At 58.6% G+C, this 16,503-nt stretch carries 15 protein-coding genes; 8 read left to right on the forward strand and 7 right to left on the reverse strand.

Annotation, left to right across the window (positions count from 1 at the left end):
- Positions 1-132: 132 nt before the first annotated feature.
- Together HS103_00310 and HS103_00315 are read left to right on the forward strand one after the other, a co-directional pair.
- Positions 133-1,149, forward strand: coding sequence for a phospho-N-acetylmuramoyl-pentapeptide-transferase (locus HS103_00310; protein ID MBE7511244.1), 1,017 nt, complete (start codon positions 133-135; stop codon positions 1,147-1,149).
- A gap of 102 nt (positions 1,150-1,251) precedes the next feature.
- On the forward strand, positions 1,252-2,676 hold the full coding sequence (locus tag HS103_00315; GenBank protein MBE7511245.1) for a hypothetical protein: 1,425 nt from the start codon (positions 1,252-1,254) through the stop codon (positions 2,674-2,676).
- A gap of 313 nt (positions 2,677-2,989) precedes the next feature.
- Here the strand turns inward: HS103_00315 and HS103_00320 are convergent, their stop codons facing one another.
- The 7 genes from HS103_00320 to HS103_00350 form a co-directional block, all read right to left on the reverse strand.
- Positions 2,990-3,217 (reverse strand): hypothetical protein, encoded by a 228-nt coding sequence (locus tag HS103_00320; protein MBE7511246.1) that lies wholly within the window; start codon positions 3,215-3,217, stop codon positions 2,990-2,992.
- Positions 3,218-3,398: 181 nt separating this feature from the next.
- Complete coding sequence (locus tag HS103_00325) at positions 3,399-5,291, reverse strand: hypothetical protein (GenBank protein ID MBE7511247.1); 1,893 nt, start codon at positions 5,289-5,291, stop codon at positions 3,399-3,401.
- Positions 5,279-6,310, reverse strand: coding sequence for a hypothetical protein (locus HS103_00330; protein ID MBE7511248.1), 1,032 nt, complete (start codon positions 6,308-6,310; stop codon positions 5,279-5,281). Before HS103_00330 ends, HS103_00325 begins: the two co-directional genes overlap by 13 nt.
- 37 nt (positions 6,311-6,347) lie before the next feature.
- Positions 6,348-6,581, reverse strand: a complete 234-nt coding sequence (locus HS103_00335) for a hypothetical protein (GenBank protein MBE7511249.1) — start codon at positions 6,579-6,581, stop codon at positions 6,348-6,350.
- A gap of 401 nt (positions 6,582-6,982) precedes the next feature.
- Positions 6,983-8,557 carry a glutamine-hydrolyzing GMP synthase gene (guaA, locus tag HS103_00340; protein ID MBE7511250.1) on the reverse strand — a complete coding sequence of 525 codons (1,575 nt, stop codon included), beginning with the start codon at positions 8,555-8,557 and terminating at the stop codon, positions 6,983-6,985.
- A complete protein-coding gene (locus HS103_00345) occupies positions 8,554-9,126 on the reverse strand; it encodes a xanthine phosphoribosyltransferase (GenBank protein MBE7511251.1) in 573 nt (190 codons plus the stop codon). Before HS103_00345 ends, guaA begins: the two co-directional genes overlap by 4 nt.
- A gap of 9 nt (positions 9,127-9,135) precedes the next feature.
- Positions 9,136-9,591, reverse strand: coding sequence for a hypothetical protein (locus tag HS103_00350; protein MBE7511252.1), 456 nt, complete (start codon positions 9,589-9,591; stop codon positions 9,136-9,138).
- A gap of 208 nt (positions 9,592-9,799) precedes the next feature.
- Between HS103_00350 and HS103_00355 the strand changes: the two genes are divergently transcribed.
- The 6 genes from HS103_00355 to HS103_00380 all read left to right on the forward strand — a co-directional run bounded on the left by HS103_00355 (position 9,800) and on the right by HS103_00380 (position 16,499).
- The gene (locus HS103_00355; protein MBE7511253.1) at positions 9,800-11,392 is read left to right on the forward strand and encodes a LysM peptidoglycan-binding domain-containing protein; all 1,593 of its coding nucleotides are present in this window, start codon (positions 9,800-9,802) and stop codon (positions 11,390-11,392) included.
- Positions 11,389-11,757: a DUF192 domain-containing protein gene (locus HS103_00360; GenBank protein ID MBE7511254.1), complete on the forward strand. Its 369-nt coding sequence runs from the start codon at positions 11,389-11,391 to the stop codon at positions 11,755-11,757. The genes HS103_00355 and HS103_00360 overlap by 4 nt, the downstream gene beginning before the upstream one ends.
- A 33-nt stretch (positions 11,758-11,790) precedes the next feature.
- Entirely contained in the window at positions 11,791-12,378 is a 588-nt protein-coding gene (locus HS103_00365; GenBank protein MBE7511255.1) for a GNAT family N-acetyltransferase, read from the forward strand.
- A gap of 116 nt (positions 12,379-12,494) precedes the next feature.
- Entirely contained in the window at positions 12,495-13,811 is a 1,317-nt protein-coding gene (locus HS103_00370) for an acetyl-CoA hydrolase/transferase family protein (protein MBE7511256.1), read from the forward strand.
- 7 nt (positions 13,812-13,818) lie between these two features.
- Positions 13,819-15,297, forward strand: a complete 1,479-nt coding sequence (locus HS103_00375; protein ID MBE7511257.1) for a hypothetical protein — start codon at positions 13,819-13,821, stop codon at positions 15,295-15,297.
- 5 nt (positions 15,298-15,302) lie between these two features.
- Positions 15,303-16,499: an MFS transporter gene (locus tag HS103_00380; protein ID MBE7511258.1), complete on the forward strand. Its 1,197-nt coding sequence runs from the start codon at positions 15,303-15,305 to the stop codon at positions 16,497-16,499.
- Positions 16,500-16,503 lie beyond the last annotated feature (4 nt).

Genomic DNA, 16,503 nt, shown 5'->3' on the forward strand with positions numbered 1-16,503 from the left:
GGTTGACAGCGCCCCTTTTCAAGATATACTTGCCGATGGGTTAGTGGGTGGTGATCAAGGAAAACGAACGACGCCCGTCCTTCTTGTAAGAAAACTGGTTGCAGTTCGACCAGTGAGGGTACTGCAATAGTTATGATCATCAACCCGCTTCCCTTCGCCCTAACGCTTGGCGCAATCGCCTTCCTCATCACCGTGATCTGGGGCGACCCCTTCATCGAGGTGCTGCGGCGCTTGAAGATTGGGCAGACCATCCGCGAGGATGGACCTGATTGGCACAGCGAACGCGCCGGAACACCGACGATGGGCGGCATTTTGATCCTCGTTCCGGTGGTACTGATCACCCTCATGGTCAACGGCGTGAATCTGCTCCGTGCCGCCGAGGGGGGGACGGGTATCAGCATCCTGATTCCGCTCTTTACCCTGATCACCTTTGGGGCGCTTGGGGGGGCAGATGATCTGCTGAAGTTGCGGACGAAGGGCGAAGGCTTATCCCCCGCTGCCAAGACGGTTGTCTCGTTAGTCTTAGCAGGACTGGCGGCAGGGGCGCTTTCGCTGGTGAACGGCGGTTTTCAGTTTGCTAATGAACTTTACATCCCGATTAGCGGGATTCGCCTCGCAATCTCCCCGCTGATCTACATCCCCCTTGCCATATTCATCATCATCAGCACCTCGAACGCGGTGAACCTGACTGATGGCTTGGATGGTTTGGCGGGATCGGTGGTGGCGGCGGCATTCGTCGCCTATGGGTTGATCGCCCTTGTGCAGGGGCAAATTTTCCTTGTCCAGTTCTGTTTTGTCATGGTTGGCGCGTGTTTTGCCTTCCTGTGGTTCAACGCACGCCCCGCCCAGTTGTTCATGGGCGATACAGGGTCGCTGGCGCTTGGGGCAACACTGGCTACAGTGGCGCTCATGAGCGGACAGTGGGTGCTGCTGCCAATCATCGCCGTTGTGCCGGTGACGGAAGTCCTCAGCGTGATTGCACAGGTGATGTATGCCCGCTGGACGGGGGGCATTCGCCTTTTTCGTCGTGCGCCCATCCATTATCATTTCCAGTTGGGCGGCTGGAGCGAGACCCAGGTTGTCCAGCGCTTTTTTACCATCAGCCTCTTTGCGGCAATCATCGGGGTGGCGTTGGCGCTACTGCGCTGAGGGCGGGCGGATGACGACGGCGCGGGTGATCTATACCGAGCGCGTTTCTTTTGGCGGGCAATGACGGTAAAACAAGCGTAAGACGTTGTAGTGTGAGTGTGCATGACGACGAACGCCGATTTCTCCACCCTTTTGGCTGAGGCGCTCCGTGCGCTGGAGGCGGGGGAGACAACCCTTGAAGATGTCCTCGCCCAACATCCCGATCAGCCGGAGTTGGCGGCGTTACTGCGCCTAGCCTATAACCTGCGCGATGTGCCGCGCCCAACCATGCCCGACGCCCGTCAGAATGCCCTTGAAGCACGCCTATTGCGGGCGTTTGAGGCACAGAGCGCCCACAGCAAAAAAACACCGGCAAAAAGCGCCCCGAACGCACGGGGCAACCTCTTTTGGGCGCGCCTCCTCAGCGGCGGGATCGCAGCGAGCATCCTTGCTACATTTTTGTTCATCGGTGTGTTGGTCGGAAAACTCTCCCTAACGAGCTTTCCCGGTCAGCCCTTGTATGGCGTGAAACAGGTGGTGGAGCGTGCCGAACTCGCCTTTGCCGGGGAATCACGTCCGGCGCTGCTGCTGCGCTTTGCCAACCGCCGCCTTGAGGAATTGGCAGAGAGCGTACAAGCGGGCAGCGCTCCCGACGCCGCGTTCATGGCACGCCTTCAGGACTCCCTCAACGCCGCCCTCGTTGAGAACCCATCAACGGCGGCTGAACTCTACAGCGCTGCGTCAAAGGCATTGGAAAACGCCGCCCGCGCCTTTCCCGAACAGGCGACGGCGCTGAACGCCATCCGCGCCGCGCTGCTCAGCGGGACGCCCCCCAACGACCCACGTGGGGCGGTGCTGCCCACGCCAACGCCAACGCCGACCGCTACCGCCACTGCCACAGCAACCTTCACCCTGACGCCCACCCCATCATGGACGCCGACACCTCTCCCAACGGCGACGTTCACCGCCAGCGCCACTCCCGTTGTGTTGATCATCGATCCGCTGACGCCAACACCGTCCTTCACGCCGAGCATCGCCCCACCGACAGAAACGTCCTCTTTCACGCCGAGCAGCACGCCGAGCGTGCCAGCCAGCCCGTCCCCGACGCTGACACCGGAGATCGTCCCAAGCGCCACACCCACCCTGACACCGTTTAGTGGGGTTGTGGGAGCGGTTTCGCCAACGCCCATTACGCTGCCTTCGCCGCTGCCAACGAACACCGTCACACTGCCCCCAACAGCGACGCTTACGCCGACCTTCACCGCCACCCCGACGGCGACCCTGACCGAAACATTAACGGAAACGCCGACGCATACCTACACGCCGAGCGTAACGCCAACGCTGCCCAACTGCGATCCCTTCCAACCAACGCCCGACGATTCGGGGACGACGAACGGCGATCAGACGCCGACGCCAACACCCACTGCGACGCCGTGTGCCAGCCTGACGCCCTCCCTGACCCCAACGGCGACGCATACCGTCACACCGCTCCCCGCCACCCAAACACCGGAGAGCGCCCCCACCCTGACGCCAACGCCCACCGAATAGGGATGCATCGGATGCGCCCGCTCCCCACGCATTGTAGGGGCGCCCCTGAAGTTTGGCATATATTGCCGGAGAGAGTCTTTGGCGTTAGGTTCGAGTTGGAAACAAGAACCCGCCCACAAAGACTTGGAGGGGAACGCCTTGTACCGTGCGTAGGTGAACTGGTGCTTGGCGATCCAGTAGTCGTAGGGGATCGTCTCTGTCCACTTCGGGTTGTTATCATCTCGGTCTCTCCCCATGAGGAATTCCCCCGCCGGGACGCGACACCAATAGTCCGCTCCCCAGTTGAAATCCAACACCCCCGGACGGGGATCCCCTAAGGCGGCAGATCACGCTCGATCTCCGCCCGTTGGGTGGGGGGGAGGCTCACATCTTGGAGGGCGGCGATGGACGCCTTGCCGGGGACGTTCGCCTCACCGAGAGCGGTCAGTGCCGCCCCCGCTATGCACAGTGTCAGGTGGCGGATGAAACTGCTTTTGTCACCCCCCAGATCGCCCACCAAGACCATCCACGCTTGGACACTGGCGGCGTCGTGTGCGTCCATCAGTGGTTTCCACCCCTTGGGTCAGGTCAATGGCGTGCCGTTCCGCCAACGCCTTGTCCAATGCTTTTCAGGTGGGAAAAGGGAGTAAGGTTGTTTCCGTTGGGATATCTGCCCACATGCGCCCATACGGATACGATGTGCGCCATAATAATACGTAGGGGCGATTTGGGCGGGGCGCTGCTCACGGTACGTTGGGAAGCACCCCCACTCGCAGGGTGAACGCCCCCGACATCAGCGCGTAGCCATAGATTTCTACGCGGTACTCCCCGATCCCCCCCTCAAGCGTTGTTTGGAGTGCGGCGTTGACATCCGCCCCTACATCGTCGGCACGGGCAATGCGCCGCCCATCGGGGGCGTAAAGTTCGATCACCGAGTCGAAGGGCGGCGTGGCGGGGTCGGCGGGTGGTTCAGCCCGAACAGAAATCGTGATCACATCGCCGGGTTTCCCCTTGAAGGTATAGAGGTGCTTTTCTCCCTGTCGAAGGGTAACGAACGCGCTGTGATCGATGGGGGCAAAGGTTGCCGTCGGGACCAAACGGATCAATGCCGTGCTGAGGGTGAACGCGCCGAGGCTTTCGTTGCGAAAGCTCGTCACCCGCAGCAGGTAGGTGCCCGCTTTTGTCGTTGTCACTGGCGCCGGGATCACCACGCCGCCTTCGCCGCCGCGTAGGGCGACAAGCTGGTTTCCATCGGGATCAACAAGTTCCAAGACGGCATTCAGGCGCGAATCTTGCGGGGTCAGGTTGACCCCCACTGTCGCATTTTCGGGCAGTTCCACCCGCCATGTAACACGATCTCCACTGCGGAGTAACGCGCCGCTGTACGCACTGCCCACCGTTTCGATTCCCCCACCCACCTCGCGGAGTGTCCAACCCTCTCCGGCGCCGATAGTGTACGATCCGGCGGGCGTTCCGCTCACCCCACCGACAAAAAGGACATACGCGCCGGTGACAGGCACTTCGATCCCACTGATCACCGCCTCGCCGGGGTTGAGATAGCCATCCGCCCGATTGAGCAGTGTCCCATCGGGGGCGTAGAGATCAAGGGTGGGCAAGAGGGGGCTTCCTTCCTCGGCAAAGACGCCCACCGTGAGGATTGTCCCCGCCGGAGCAAAGAGGGCGTAACGATCTACTTCCTCCGCCCCGCTGAGCGAATCGCGGATTGTTTGCCCAAACGATAGGACATCGCCGCCTTGCGCCTGTGCAATGCGCGTTGGTGTTCCGGTAGGGGGCGCGGTGGGCGGCAGGGTGAGGCGCGGCGTTGGCGTGGTGGGGGCGGTGGGCGGGGCAGACATGCCCGCCCGCACCGCCAAAATATAACCTCCGAAGTACCCCCCCCCAGAGACCTGAAGGGTGTACACGCCCATCAAGGGCAAGACAACGCCATTGATCTGGGCAAGCCGCGCTCCGCCCGTCACGACGCGATCTGCGCTGTCGTCGCTGATCAGCAGATCACCGTTGGGGTCAAAAAGGCGCAGGGCGGGGATCAGGTCGGATTGAAAGGGTTCTAACGTAATGGTGATGACTTGCCCGGCAAAGCCATCCAGCGCCCAGACGCCAATTGGGTCCCCGCTGAGCAGATTGCCATTCAGCCGCTCGCCAACCTGAATGGCGCGTCCGATAGGTGGGGAGGTGGGCGTTGGCGGGGGAGTGATGGTTGGCGCACTAGCGGGGCGGGTGAGCAGGAGCGAGAGGCTGTATTCTCCCGGGGTTGGGCTGAGCGCGATGCTGTAACGTCCGCTGCGAGGCAGCACAACACCGGAAAGCGTCCCGTTATCGCTGCGGGCTATCGATTCGCCACGCGCATTCAAGATCGCCATTGGGGGAAAGCCGATCCCCGTCAATGGGGCTAGGATGACCTCTACCATATCGCCGCCCTCGCCCTCAAATGTCCAGCGGCTTTCCATCTCGGCAATCTGGGTGCGGATGGTCTCGCCATAGGTGACTGTGCCGGCGAGGATGACCGGACGCGGCACGGGCGGAATCTCCGCTCCGCCGCCGCAAGCGGCAAGGCTGAGGGCAAAAAACGCCAACAGCCAACCGATAGGCGTGCGGTGTGTGGTCATTCCAAACATGAGGGCAAATCATCGGGGGCGAATGTCCATGTTGCCCCGTAGAAGGCAAGGTATTCGGTCAGGTGCGCCCGCCAATAGGCTTCTGAGTGTTCGCCATCGGGGTTTGCCGTGTAAGCGAAGGCTATCCCTCGCCCTTGCAGGGTATCTCGAAATGCCTCCGCCAGCGGCAAGACGGAATCCCGCGTTCCAATATCCAACCAAATGCGGGGCTGTTCGCCCGGAGGGAACACCACCTGTTCTGCCATGAACAGCGGGTTGTAGAGCCGGTTAGCGGGAAAATCAAGGTCAAGGTAGGGGCTGTGTCCGCCCACTGCCAGAAAGAGCGCCGGATTTTGCAAGGCGATGATGAATGCCCACAACCCCCCCCGCGAAATGCCGCCAATGGCACGTCCTTCACGCTCGTTCCATGTGCAAAAGTTCTTTTCAATATCGGGGAGCAGTTCATTGACGATCAACCCGCTGTAGGAGTTTTGCGGGTTAAAGCGCCCATTTCCGGCGACATCACCCCCGCCGGGCATGATCACGATCATTGGCGGCAGGGCGCGGACGGAAATGCCCACATCAAGGGCGCGGATAATTCCCAAATAGTCCACCCACAAGCGCTCGCTCTGATCCGCCCCATGCAGCAAAACAACAAATGGATAGCGCCGTCCGGTGTCGGCATAACAAGGCGGCAAATAGACAAGGTAAGGGACATCGCGCTTGGCGATCTCGCTAGTCAGATGCATTTCAACAAGACGCCCATCCTGTTCTGTGCAGGTGAAGGGGGTGATTGTTGGGCGTGGGGTGAAGGTAGGTGTCAGCGTTGCCGTTGGGCGGGGAGTGGCGCTTGGCGTGTTTGTGGGCGGCGGTGTGTCGGAAGGAATTGCCGTTGGCGGTGGTGGTGTGGTCAGGACGATCACCACGACGGTGGGCGGCGGCGCTAAGGGATCACAACCGACCAGTGCAGCGGTCAGAAGGGTGAGGAAAAGAAAGGCAGAGGTCGCGGCATACAGGCGGCGCAGATGAACAGGGGACATGATCACGGGCGGATCAACGGGGTAAATCGAATGCGCCCTAATTCCCCCCAAACCAACTGAGCAGCCGCTTGACAATGCTCCGTTTCCGGGCTTGTTCTTGCTGTAGCTCGCGTTGAAGTTGGTCGGTGAGTTGGCGCAGTTCGTCAACCGTCATTTTTGCCCCATTGACGAGTATCCAATTCCCACCTAGATCGCGCAGTTCGGATGGAATCCGCTTATAGAGGGATTTGTAGAGTTCAAGGTAGCGTGCCATCGCACTTTCAACATTCATGCCATACCCTACGCCGCGTTTATCCCAGCCCTCAAGGTTTGAATCATTCTATCACACTCAGAGGAAAACGATGCAACAAAAGACAAACGAGATTACGCTGTATCTACAGTGGGCTTAACCTATTGGCAATGCACTTCATATCCCCCTAGCCGTCCCATCAGGAAGGTAACCACAGAGAGAGACAGCCCTCACCCCCTCGCCGGCAGAATGTCTTCCCTTTCCCTGTGTACGAGGTGGGGTCAGGATTTTCAAGCTCCGTAGAGGTGGTTAGCCTTAGCCCCTTGCTTTAGCAGCAGGCAACCACACGGGATCGCCCCTACGGAGAGGCGGGTCGTAGGGGATAGGGGTTCTGAACCCGAAACATCAACACATCTTAGTGACCCTTCTGAGGGTTTGTTGCCTCACTCCCACTCAATAGTAGCGGGGGGTTTGCTTGTGATGTCATAAGCGACGCGATTCACGCCCGGCACCTCGTTGACAATTCGTTCGCTGATGCGTGCCAGAATATCATAGGGTAGCCGCGCCCAATGCGCCGTCATGAAATCATCGGTGACCACCGCTCGGAGGATCACCGGTTCTTGGTAGGTACGCCCATCGCCCATGACCCCCACGCTTTTCACGGGGAGCAGCACGGCAAATGCCTGCGCTGTCTCGCCGCGCAGCAGCCCCGCCGCGCCAAGCTCTCCGGTCACAATGGCGTCGGCGGCGCGGAGGCGCTCTAACCGTTCCCACGTAATCTCCCCCAAACAGCGCACCGCCAAGCCAGGACCGGGGAAAGGCTGCCGCCAAATGATCGCCTCTGGCAAGCCAAGCTCCGTCCCCACGCGGCGCACTTCATCTTTGAACAGGTAGCGCAGCGGCTCCACGAGTTGAAAGTGCATATCTTCTGGCAAGCCGCCCACATTGTGGTGCGTTTTGATGCGGTGTGCGCCCGGGCGTTCCTTCGCCGCACTTTCGATCACATCGGGGTAGATTGTCCCTTGTGCAAGGAAGGCGGCATCCCCCAATTTTCGTGCCTCTGCCTCGAACAGGCGAACGAACAAGCGCCCAATCGTCTTGCGTTTTGTTTCAGGGTCAGTGACCCCTGCCAACGCGCTGAGGAATTCCTCAGTGGCATCGACAGCCACAAGGTGCATCCCTAAGCCATCTCGAAAGGTAGCGACAACCTGTTCTGGTTCGTTCAGACGCATCAGCCCATTGTTGATGAAGATGGGGGTCAGTTGGTCGCCAATGGCACGGTGGATCAAGGCTGCTGCTACCGCCGAATCGACGCCGCCGCTTAAGCCCAAAACCACGCGCCCCTCTCCAACCTGATCGCGTATTGCGGTAATGTTCTCGCTGATGATTGAGGCAGGTGTCCATGTTGCCGGAGCGCGGCAGAGATCGCGGGCGAAATTGCGCAAGATGACGCCCCCAAGCGGCGTATGGGTCACTTCCGGGTGGAACTGGACACCATAGCGCCCCGTTGTTGGGTCGCCCATCGCCGCATAGGGGGAGTTGCTTGTCTGCGCCAGCGATTCCCACCCCGGAGGAATCGCTTCAAGCCGATCCCCGTGACTCATAAAAACCTCAAGCTGTGGGGGTAAATCGCAGAATAAGCCGCTGCTTGTCGTCAGCGTGACCACCGCCGCGCCATATTCCCGCGCCGCAGCCCCTGCTACGCGCCCACCTAGCGCCTGCGCCAAAAGCTGCATCCCGTAACAGACACCCAAAACGGGAATACCTTGCTCCAAAACATAGCGAGGGAGCATCGGAGCGCCCTCATCGTAAACGCTGTTCGGACCGCCAGAGAGGATGAACCCAACGGGCTTTGTAGCAAGGACGCTTTCCGGAGGGGCATCCCAGGGGAAGATTTCGGCATACACGTCTTGCTCACGGACGCGACGGGCGATCAACTGGGTGTATTGCGATCCGTAATCAAGGATGGCAATGCCACCGCTGTGGTGTATCGTGGTGAAGGTGTGTGTGGAGGTCATTCGCTGAAGGTAATCGTTCCGTCGTCCATGGCCGTGATCGTCGCTAGGGAGACAATGGGGACGCCATAATGTTCGAGCATCGCCCGTCCGCCCTCAAAGACTTTTTCCACAACGGCAGCAATACCGATCACCTCTGAACGGGCGCTGCGCACGATGCGCACGAGGCTACGAATTGTCTTTCCAGAGGCGAGGAAATCATCCAAGACGAGGACGCGCTCCCCGGCGGGCATAAACTCGGCGGAAACAAGCAGGTTTGTCTCCACACCTTTTGTGTGGGAGGGGGCAGTTTCCAGAAAAACGGGTCCATACATGGTGACTGGTTTCACCTTCCGGGCATAGACAACGGGAATACCGAGAGCATAGCCAACGGCAAAGCTAGGCGCAATCCCAGAGACTTCCGCTGTCAGGACGCGGGTGGGGTTCGCCGCACGGAATATCTGAGCAATTGCCTCACCGCAGCGCATGATCAGATTGCTGTCGATCTGGTGGTTTAGCAGGCTGTCTATCTTCAAAATGCCGCTGCCGAGATTTTGACCCTCGGCAAGGATGCGATCTTTCAATTCTTGCATAGTGCGTGACTACCCTTGTGAGGATTCCTTTGCTTGTGATTGGGGTGGTATTGAGATGGGGGCATTCAGGATGGCTTGCCAGTCAATGCCCTGTGTGACGCCGGGTTTCAGCTTTTCGAGGAAGGCGATTGCTTCGCTAAAGGTGTTGTAGAATTGGTCTGTCCGGCTGAACCGTCGTGCCAGCCGCGCAAAGACGCCGACAAACAGACTCGCTGAGAATTGATGGCTAAACGCCGTCCCGCCGCCGAATTGCTCGCTTTTTGTCAGCGCTCCCAAGCGGTGGAGAACATTCACATTTTCAATATAGCCCTTCCGCAGATCGGAGATGAAATACAGCTTGTGGGGCGATTCCTCCATTATGTGGCGAAGTTCGTTGACATAGTGAAATCCTTCTTCCTCGGTGGCGATGCTGTTCCAACGGACAAAGATGAGGTCACTTGTTAAACGGCGAATCTCGTAGCCCATGATGCCCCTCCCCGATGATTGGGATGGTGAAGCCAACCTGTGGCGGGTGATCATAACGACGGGAATATTCTTCCGCAATGGTTGACCATAGAATCTACAAATCTACGCAGAAATTACCGCCCCTATCGATTCGATGCTACACTCCCCGCCATGCATCGTATGTGCGACTGAAATTTTGCACTCCGAAAGCCGCAAAAGGGGGGCATCCATGCTACATCGTTCGGTGTTTTACGTTCGTACCGTCCTCATTCTTGCTTTGTTCTTGGGCGGTCTCACGCTGTCGCCAAGAGGGGCGCTGGCACAAGAGACAAATTTGCTCACAAACCCGGGGTTCGAGGGCGATTATGCTGCCTTTCAGGGCGATGTTAGCCGCCTTGTTGCGCCGGGCTGGTCAGCATGGAACGTCGCCCGCAAGTCTGGAGAGCCAAGTTGGTCGAACATCACACCCCAATACCTTCCCACAGAGCGTCAGGGGCGGGTGAAGGAAGGCAAACGCGCTCAAGAGCTTTATGAACTCTACGCCATTTACACGGCGGGCGTCTTTCAGCAAGTGAACGTTTCGCCCGGCGCAAAACTGAAATTCAGCGCTGAGATCAGCTTTTGGTCAACCGATTTGCTCGACCAGCCCACACCAGGGCAGGTGGAGAGCCAGAAACCCGGCGCAGTGAACGCCCAAGTGGGCATTGATCCAATGGGTGGCACGAATGGCGAGAGTACAAGCATTATTTGGGGCAGCAGCCAAGCCGGATTTTACGACGAGTTTCGCTCCCTAAGCGTTGAAGCGACAGCAGCGGGGGGGACAATCACCGTCTTTGTGCGGGCGATCACTCTTGACCCTGTGCGGCGTAACCACACCTATATTGATGCCGCTGTTCTGACGGCAGAAGGTGGGCAAGGGACGCCTGTTGTCAGCCAGCCAACAGCGACGAACACGCCAACGAATACACCACCGCCAACGACGAGCAGCCCACCCACCGTAACACCCATCCCGCCGACGGTCACGAATACGCCGACCACCGATCCGTTCATCCCCACGCGGGAGGGGACGGTACAACCCACCTCGCAAACGCTTATCCCCACCGTGCCGCCTCCCACGGTGCCAGTTTCAACCCCTGGCGGTGGTTTGGAATTCCCCGATTTGCCTGGGCGCGTTGAATATACGGTTCAGGCGGGGGATACCGTCAGCGGGATCGCCCAACGCTTCAACACGCGGGGCGACGCAATCATTGAGTTAAACAACCTTTCCCCAGAGGGCTTGATTCGCGTTGGGCAAAAATTAATCATCCCCATCCCCACGCCGCCCACGCCCACCCGCACGAATACGCCGATCCCGCCAACGGCAGCCCCGCCCACCGCCATCCCGCCGACAACAGCGCCGGTTACGCCGGGCGTTGGCGCTGCTCCGGTGGAGGTTGCGACGCTCACCGGACCGACGGTGAACGGCATCGGAACGTACATCATGCAGCCCGGCGATACGCTAGAAGCGGTTGCCCGCCGTTACAAGACGACGGTGGCATACCTTGCCGGCATCAACGGGATCGTGAATCCGTCACGGTTGGTCATTGGGCAAGTTCTCGCGGTGCCGGGTCCGGGGAATAACCCCCCCGGCGGCACGCCTGCCCCAACGGTTGTCCCCACCGGACAGCCACAGCCGGGGGCAACGCGCTATACCGTTCAGCCGGGGGATAACTTGTTCCGCATTTCGCTCCGCTTTAACCGGACGATGGACGCTATTATGCGGGCAAACGGGATTTTCAACCCGAACCTGATCTACGTTGGGCAGGTGTTGGTCATTCCGTGAGCGATACCCGCTACCGCACCGTGCGCCTCGCCGCCAGCGGCGAGGTGCTGATCGCCCGCGTCGTCTGGGGGACGGATTTCTGGACGAAATTTCGCGGGCTGATGTTTCGCCGTCATCTCCCCATAGATGAAGGGGTGATCTTCGTCTATGGGCGGGAGAGTAAGGTTGAAACAAGTATTCACATGTTTTTCATGCGCTTTGAGATTGCCTGTCTGTGGCTGGATAAAGAAGGGCGTGTGGTTGATATGGTGTTGGCAAAACGCTGGCGTCCGGCTTACGCGCCGCGCACCCCCGCCCAATATGTGTTGGAAGCGCACCCAAGCGTTCTGGAGCGGGTGAAGGTCGGCGATCTGTTGGCGTGGTGAGCATAGTCAAGAAGCTGAAAAAAGACGAACAAAATGCCGATCCCAACGCTTGACACAGAACGCCTTCTGATCCGAGAATTCCGCGCTGAAGATGGCGAGGGACGGCGCACCCTGATCGAAGAAGGCTTTGAATCTGCCATTACGCACGAGCAAAACGATACCTGGCTGCGCTGGATGCTGCTTAACTATCGGGCGTTGGAAAATCTCTACCAGCCGCCCTACGGTGATTACGCAATCACCCTGAAAACGACGGGCGATCTGATCGGCGCGGTGGGGCTTGTCCCCTCGGTGATTCCTTGGGGAGTTCTCCCCGCCTTTCGCGTCCCAGAGGAAGCCCCGCATACCCTAATTTCCCCGGAATTCGGCTTGTTTTGGGTTATTGGCAAGGCGCACCGTCGGCAGGGGTACGCCGCCGAAGCCGCACGGGGGCTGATCACTTACCTGTTTGATGAACTCTCGGTTCGCCGTGTCATTGCCCAGACTGATCACGCCAACCTTGCCAGCCAAGCTGTGATGCGATCTTTGGGGATGGCAATCTACCATAACCCAGGGGATACCCCCTTCTGGTTCGAGGTCGTCGGCGTTCTCAACCATCCTAGCCACGCTCATGAGAGGCGCTGACTAAGTAAGGCGTTCCATCACCCCGAATCGGTGACAACCCTCCCTCTGTTTTTCCGCGTCTTTGGCATAAAATCAAGGTATAGACAATGCACCAACGATCCATGAGGAATTTGCTCATGCCTGATTCAAAACGTCTTTATGCTGAACGTCTGACAACCCCTGAAACCGCCGTGAGCGTTGTTCAATCGGGGATGCGTGTTTACCACAGCGGAAACTGCTCGGTGCCGCGTGTCCTGAATAAAGCACTTGCCGCCCGTGCGCCGATGCTAAACAATGTTGAAATCGTCCAAATGCTCAATGTGGGGGGGACGGAATACGCCGCCCCAGAGATGGAAGGGCATTTTCGCATCAACGCGCTATTCATCGGCTCAGAGGTGCGCCTTGCCGTGAACGAGTGCCGTGCCGATATGACACCGATCTTCCTCTCTGAAGCCTCGCAGCTTTTTAGCACAACCTTGCCTATTGATGTGGCGATTATTCAGGTCTCCCCGCCCGATGATCACGGGTATTGTTCTTTTGGGGTAGAGGTTGGTGTCAGCAAAACAGCGGCGGAACAAGCGCGAATCATCATCGCTGAGATAAATCCGAACATGCCCCGCACGCATGGCGATTCCTTCATCCATGTCAGCAAGTTGACGCACATCGTGGAGGTCTATTACCCAATTCCCGAATTTGAACGTCGCGCCCCAAGCCCTCTTCAGCAGCAAATTGGACAGTACATTGCTGACCTGATCGAAGACGGAAGCACACTCCAAACCGGCATTGGCGAACTCCCAGATGCGGTGTTGTCATGTCTGGGCGATAAGCAGCATTTGGGTATTCATTCTGAATTGTTCTCTGACGGGGTGATCGATTTGATTGAGGCGGGCGTGATCACGAATGAGCGTAAGACGCTCCATCCGGGTAAGCTGATCGCCGGATTCGTCTTGGGATCAAAACGTCTTTACGATTTCATTCACGATAACCCGATGGTTGAACTGCACCCCACCGAGTATGTGAATGATCCCTTCCGCATTGCCCAAAACCGCCAGATGGTTGCCATTAACGCCGCGTTGGAGGTTGATCTGAGTGGGCAGGTATGCGCGGATAGCATCGGACATCGACTCTACAGCGGCGTCGGCGGGCAAGTCGATTTCGTCCGAGGGGCGGCTCGTTCGGCGGGCGGCAAACCGATTATTGCCATGTCCTCGACAGCAAAAGACGGCACAATCAGCCGTATTGTCCCCATGTTGAAGGCTGGGGCGGGGGTGGTTACCAGCCGCAACGACGTTCACTATGTCGTTACCGAATATGGTGTGGCATACCTACACGGCAAAACAGTCAAAGATCGCGTCCAAGCGTTGATCAGCATTGCCCATCCCAATTTCCGTGAAGAATTGGCGGCAAAGGCACGGGAGATGGCATACTTGCCGAAAGCGTATGTAGGCGTCTGAGGTCATTTTGGCGCAGGCACAACAACAACCCAAACCGTTCGTCCGGCGCAACCGCGCCGGACGTGTTGTGATTCTTTTTCTGGTGATATTTGGGGCAGGGATCATCCCAACGACAGCGCAGACGGACAGCCTCCCCCCGCTCCCTGATGCGGCACTCCTCGCTGATCCCGTTTTTGCCCGCCCTGGATTTGCCGAGGTAGCAATACCCTACCTCAACCGAACGCGCTATCGCTTGGCGCTTTCCGTCGATCCCGTTCGCGGAAGGATCGCAGGACGAGCAGAGGTTATTTTCGTCAACCACAGCGGTGTCCCCCTCAGCAATGTCATATTCCGGCTCTACCCCAACCATCCCACACACGGGGCGCGGACGATGACCATTCAGAGCGTCACCCTTGATGGCAGCCCCACCAGTGGGCAAACGCTTGACTCCGATCAGACCATCTACGAGATACGCTTGGCTGTTCCTCTTGCAGTGGGGGGGACGGCAATCTTTCTGTTTGACTACACAATCACCCTGCCTGGCGCGGGCTTTTTCTATGTTTCTGAGCCGTTTCCGATGGTTGCCGTCTACGATTCGAGCGGCTGGCGCACCGAGGTGGCGACGAATGGGCTGGATTACGCCTACAGTGAGTCGGCGCTCTATGCGGTGAACCTTCGCGCCCCCACCGATGTGAATACATGGTTTGTAGGGCAGTTGAAAGCATCACAACCCTACGAGGATGGCACATCAACCTACACGATTGTGACCGGACCCGTCCGCAACTTCATCCTGATTCAGGCGCGGGGATGGGGATCCTTTGAACTTAGCGGGGGTCCTGTACCGGTGCGCGTCCTTTATGCCGGAAACCAAGAAACCGCTCAACAGATTGCCACCATTGCGCGGGATGTGTTCACCTTTTTCGAGGCAAATTTTGGCGGCTATCCCTACGCTGGGTTTGACGTGGTGATCATGCGCTTTCCAAGCGGCGGCGAGGAATACCCAGGGCTGGTGTTCATCAACAATGAACGCAATGCCGCCTATTGGCGCTTCATCGCCGCGCACGAGGTTGCCCATCAGTGGTTCTATGGCATTGCGGGCAATGATACCCTTCGCCATGCGTGGCTGGATGAAAGCCTTGCCCAGATTGCCGGCTACCTGTTTTACCTAAAAACAGAGTATGCCGGGGCAGGCAGCGCAGCGACCTATTGGCAAAGCATCCTCACGTGGTACAACCGGATTGTCACCGTTCGTCCGATTGATACGCCGCTTGACCAGTACCGCGATTTCGCTGACTACATGAGTACCACCTATGGCGGGGGCGCGGTTTTTCTGCGGGATTTGGCAGAGCATATGGGCGTGGACGCCTTCATCGATGGACTGCGCGACTATGTGCGGGAGGTCAATTTGGGCATCGGCACTCCCTGTCAGTTTTACGGGGCAATGCAGCGCCAAATAGGGATCGATCTGCGGGAGATGTTCGCCGCACGGGTGGGGATCACCTGTTAACCCCCATGTCGGAAACAGACTCCTTTCAGCGCAACCTGAGCCTTCTCCGTTGGCTGAATTTTCTAAGTGATTTTCGCCTGTATACGCCCGTCGCCATTGTCTATTTTTCAACGGTGGCGGGATCGTTCGCCCTCGGCATGAGCATTTTCTCCATGATTATGCTCGCCGGAGCCTTTTTTGAAGTCCCCACAGGCATCCTTTCGGATCGGGTTGGGCGGCGTTGGACGGCATGTTTTGGGGCGCTTGCCAGCATGGGTGGTGTCCTGTGTTATGCGCTCGGCAGCGCCTACCTGATCCTTCTGGTAGGGGCTGTGTTGGAGGGGCTGGCGCGGGCGTTTTTCAGCGGCAACAACGACGCCCTGCTTTACGACACCCTCGCTGAAAGCGGGCAAGAAACCACCTTTCAAACATGGCATGGGAAAGTGAGCGCCATGTATCAGATGGCGTTGGGTGTCTCGGCGCTGATCGGCGGTGTGTTGGCGGGCATTTCCCTTGCAGCGACGTTCTGGCTAACCGTGATTCCGCAAGCGCTGTGCGTTGTGGTCACCCTTCGTCTTGTTGAGCCAAAGGTAGCGAAACGCCATACCACATCTCCCTTTGCCCATTTGGGGGAGGCAATCGCCGCGTTTAGGGCAAACCCTCGTCTGCGGGCGGTCAGTTTGGCGTCGATTCTCGGGTTTGCCTTGGGGGAGACGGCACATCAATTCCGCCCGGCGCTCTATGCGCGGCTGCTGCCGGAGTGGGCGATTGGCGCAGCGCGGACGACGGCACATGCGGCGGCGGCGAGCAGTTTTTACTTCGCAGGCGGGTTGATTGCCCGTTTTGGGGCATACCGCATCCTGATCACAGGGATCATTCTGAATGCCGTGATGACGCTCACCGCGCTGCTCTTTCAGGGGACGCTCTCCCCGTTCCTGATCAGCAGCACCTCCATCTTCTTCGGGGTAAGTATGGTCGCCACAACGGGACTCAAACAGCGTGAATTCACCGATGCGCAGCGGGCGACCATGGGATCGTTGAATGCCTTTGCGGGGAGCATCGTCATGGCGCTAGCTGCCTTTGCTGCCGGGGTGGTGGCAGACCGCATCGGGGTGACGGCGACCTTGATCGGGATTGAATTGCTTGCCATTGGAATCATCGCTCTGTATCGGCGGGCATTTGTTGTTGGGGGTGAACCCCGCCCCCCCGTGATACCCTCTTAGAATG

The organism is Anaerolineales bacterium, from assembly GCA_015075625.1.
Classification (GTDB): domain Bacteria; phylum Chloroflexota; class Anaerolineae; order Aggregatilineales; family UBA2796; genus UBA2796.

Coding starts and splice junctions, on each gene's coding strand:
- HS103_00310 (MBE7511244.1), top strand. CDS start 133: ATGATCATCAACCCGCTTCCCTTCGCCCTAACGCTTGGCGCAATCGCC.
- HS103_00315 (MBE7511245.1), top strand. CDS start 1,252: ATGACGACGAACGCCGATTTCTCCACCCTTTTGGCTGAGGCGCTCCGT.
- HS103_00320 (MBE7511246.1), bottom strand. CDS start 3,217: ATGGACGCACACGACGCCGCCAGTGTCCAAGCGTGGATGGTCTTGGTG.
- HS103_00325 (MBE7511247.1), bottom strand. CDS start 5,291: ATGTTTGGAATGACCACACACCGCACGCCTATCGGTTGGCTGTTGGCG.
- HS103_00330 (MBE7511248.1), bottom strand. CDS start 6,310: ATGTCCCCTGTTCATCTGCGCCGCCTGTATGCCGCGACCTCTGCCTTT.
- HS103_00335 (MBE7511249.1), bottom strand. CDS start 6,581: ATGAATGTTGAAAGTGCGATGGCACGCTACCTTGAACTCTACAAATCC.
- guaA (MBE7511250.1), bottom strand. CDS start 8,557: ATGACCTCCACACACACCTTCACCACGATACACCACAGCGGTGGCATT.
- HS103_00345 (MBE7511251.1), bottom strand. CDS start 9,126: ATGCAAGAATTGAAAGATCGCATCCTTGCCGAGGGTCAAAATCTCGGC.
- HS103_00350 (MBE7511252.1), bottom strand. CDS start 9,591: ATGGGCTACGAGATTCGCCGTTTAACAAGTGACCTCATCTTTGTCCGT.
- HS103_00355 (MBE7511253.1), top strand. CDS start 9,800: ATGCTACATCGTTCGGTGTTTTACGTTCGTACCGTCCTCATTCTTGCT.
- HS103_00365 (MBE7511255.1), top strand. CDS start 11,791: ATGCCGATCCCAACGCTTGACACAGAACGCCTTCTGATCCGAGAATTC.
- HS103_00370 (MBE7511256.1), top strand. CDS start 12,495: ATGCCTGATTCAAAACGTCTTTATGCTGAACGTCTGACAACCCCTGAA.
- HS103_00380 (MBE7511258.1), top strand. CDS start 15,303: ATGTCGGAAACAGACTCCTTTCAGCGCAACCTGAGCCTTCTCCGTTGG.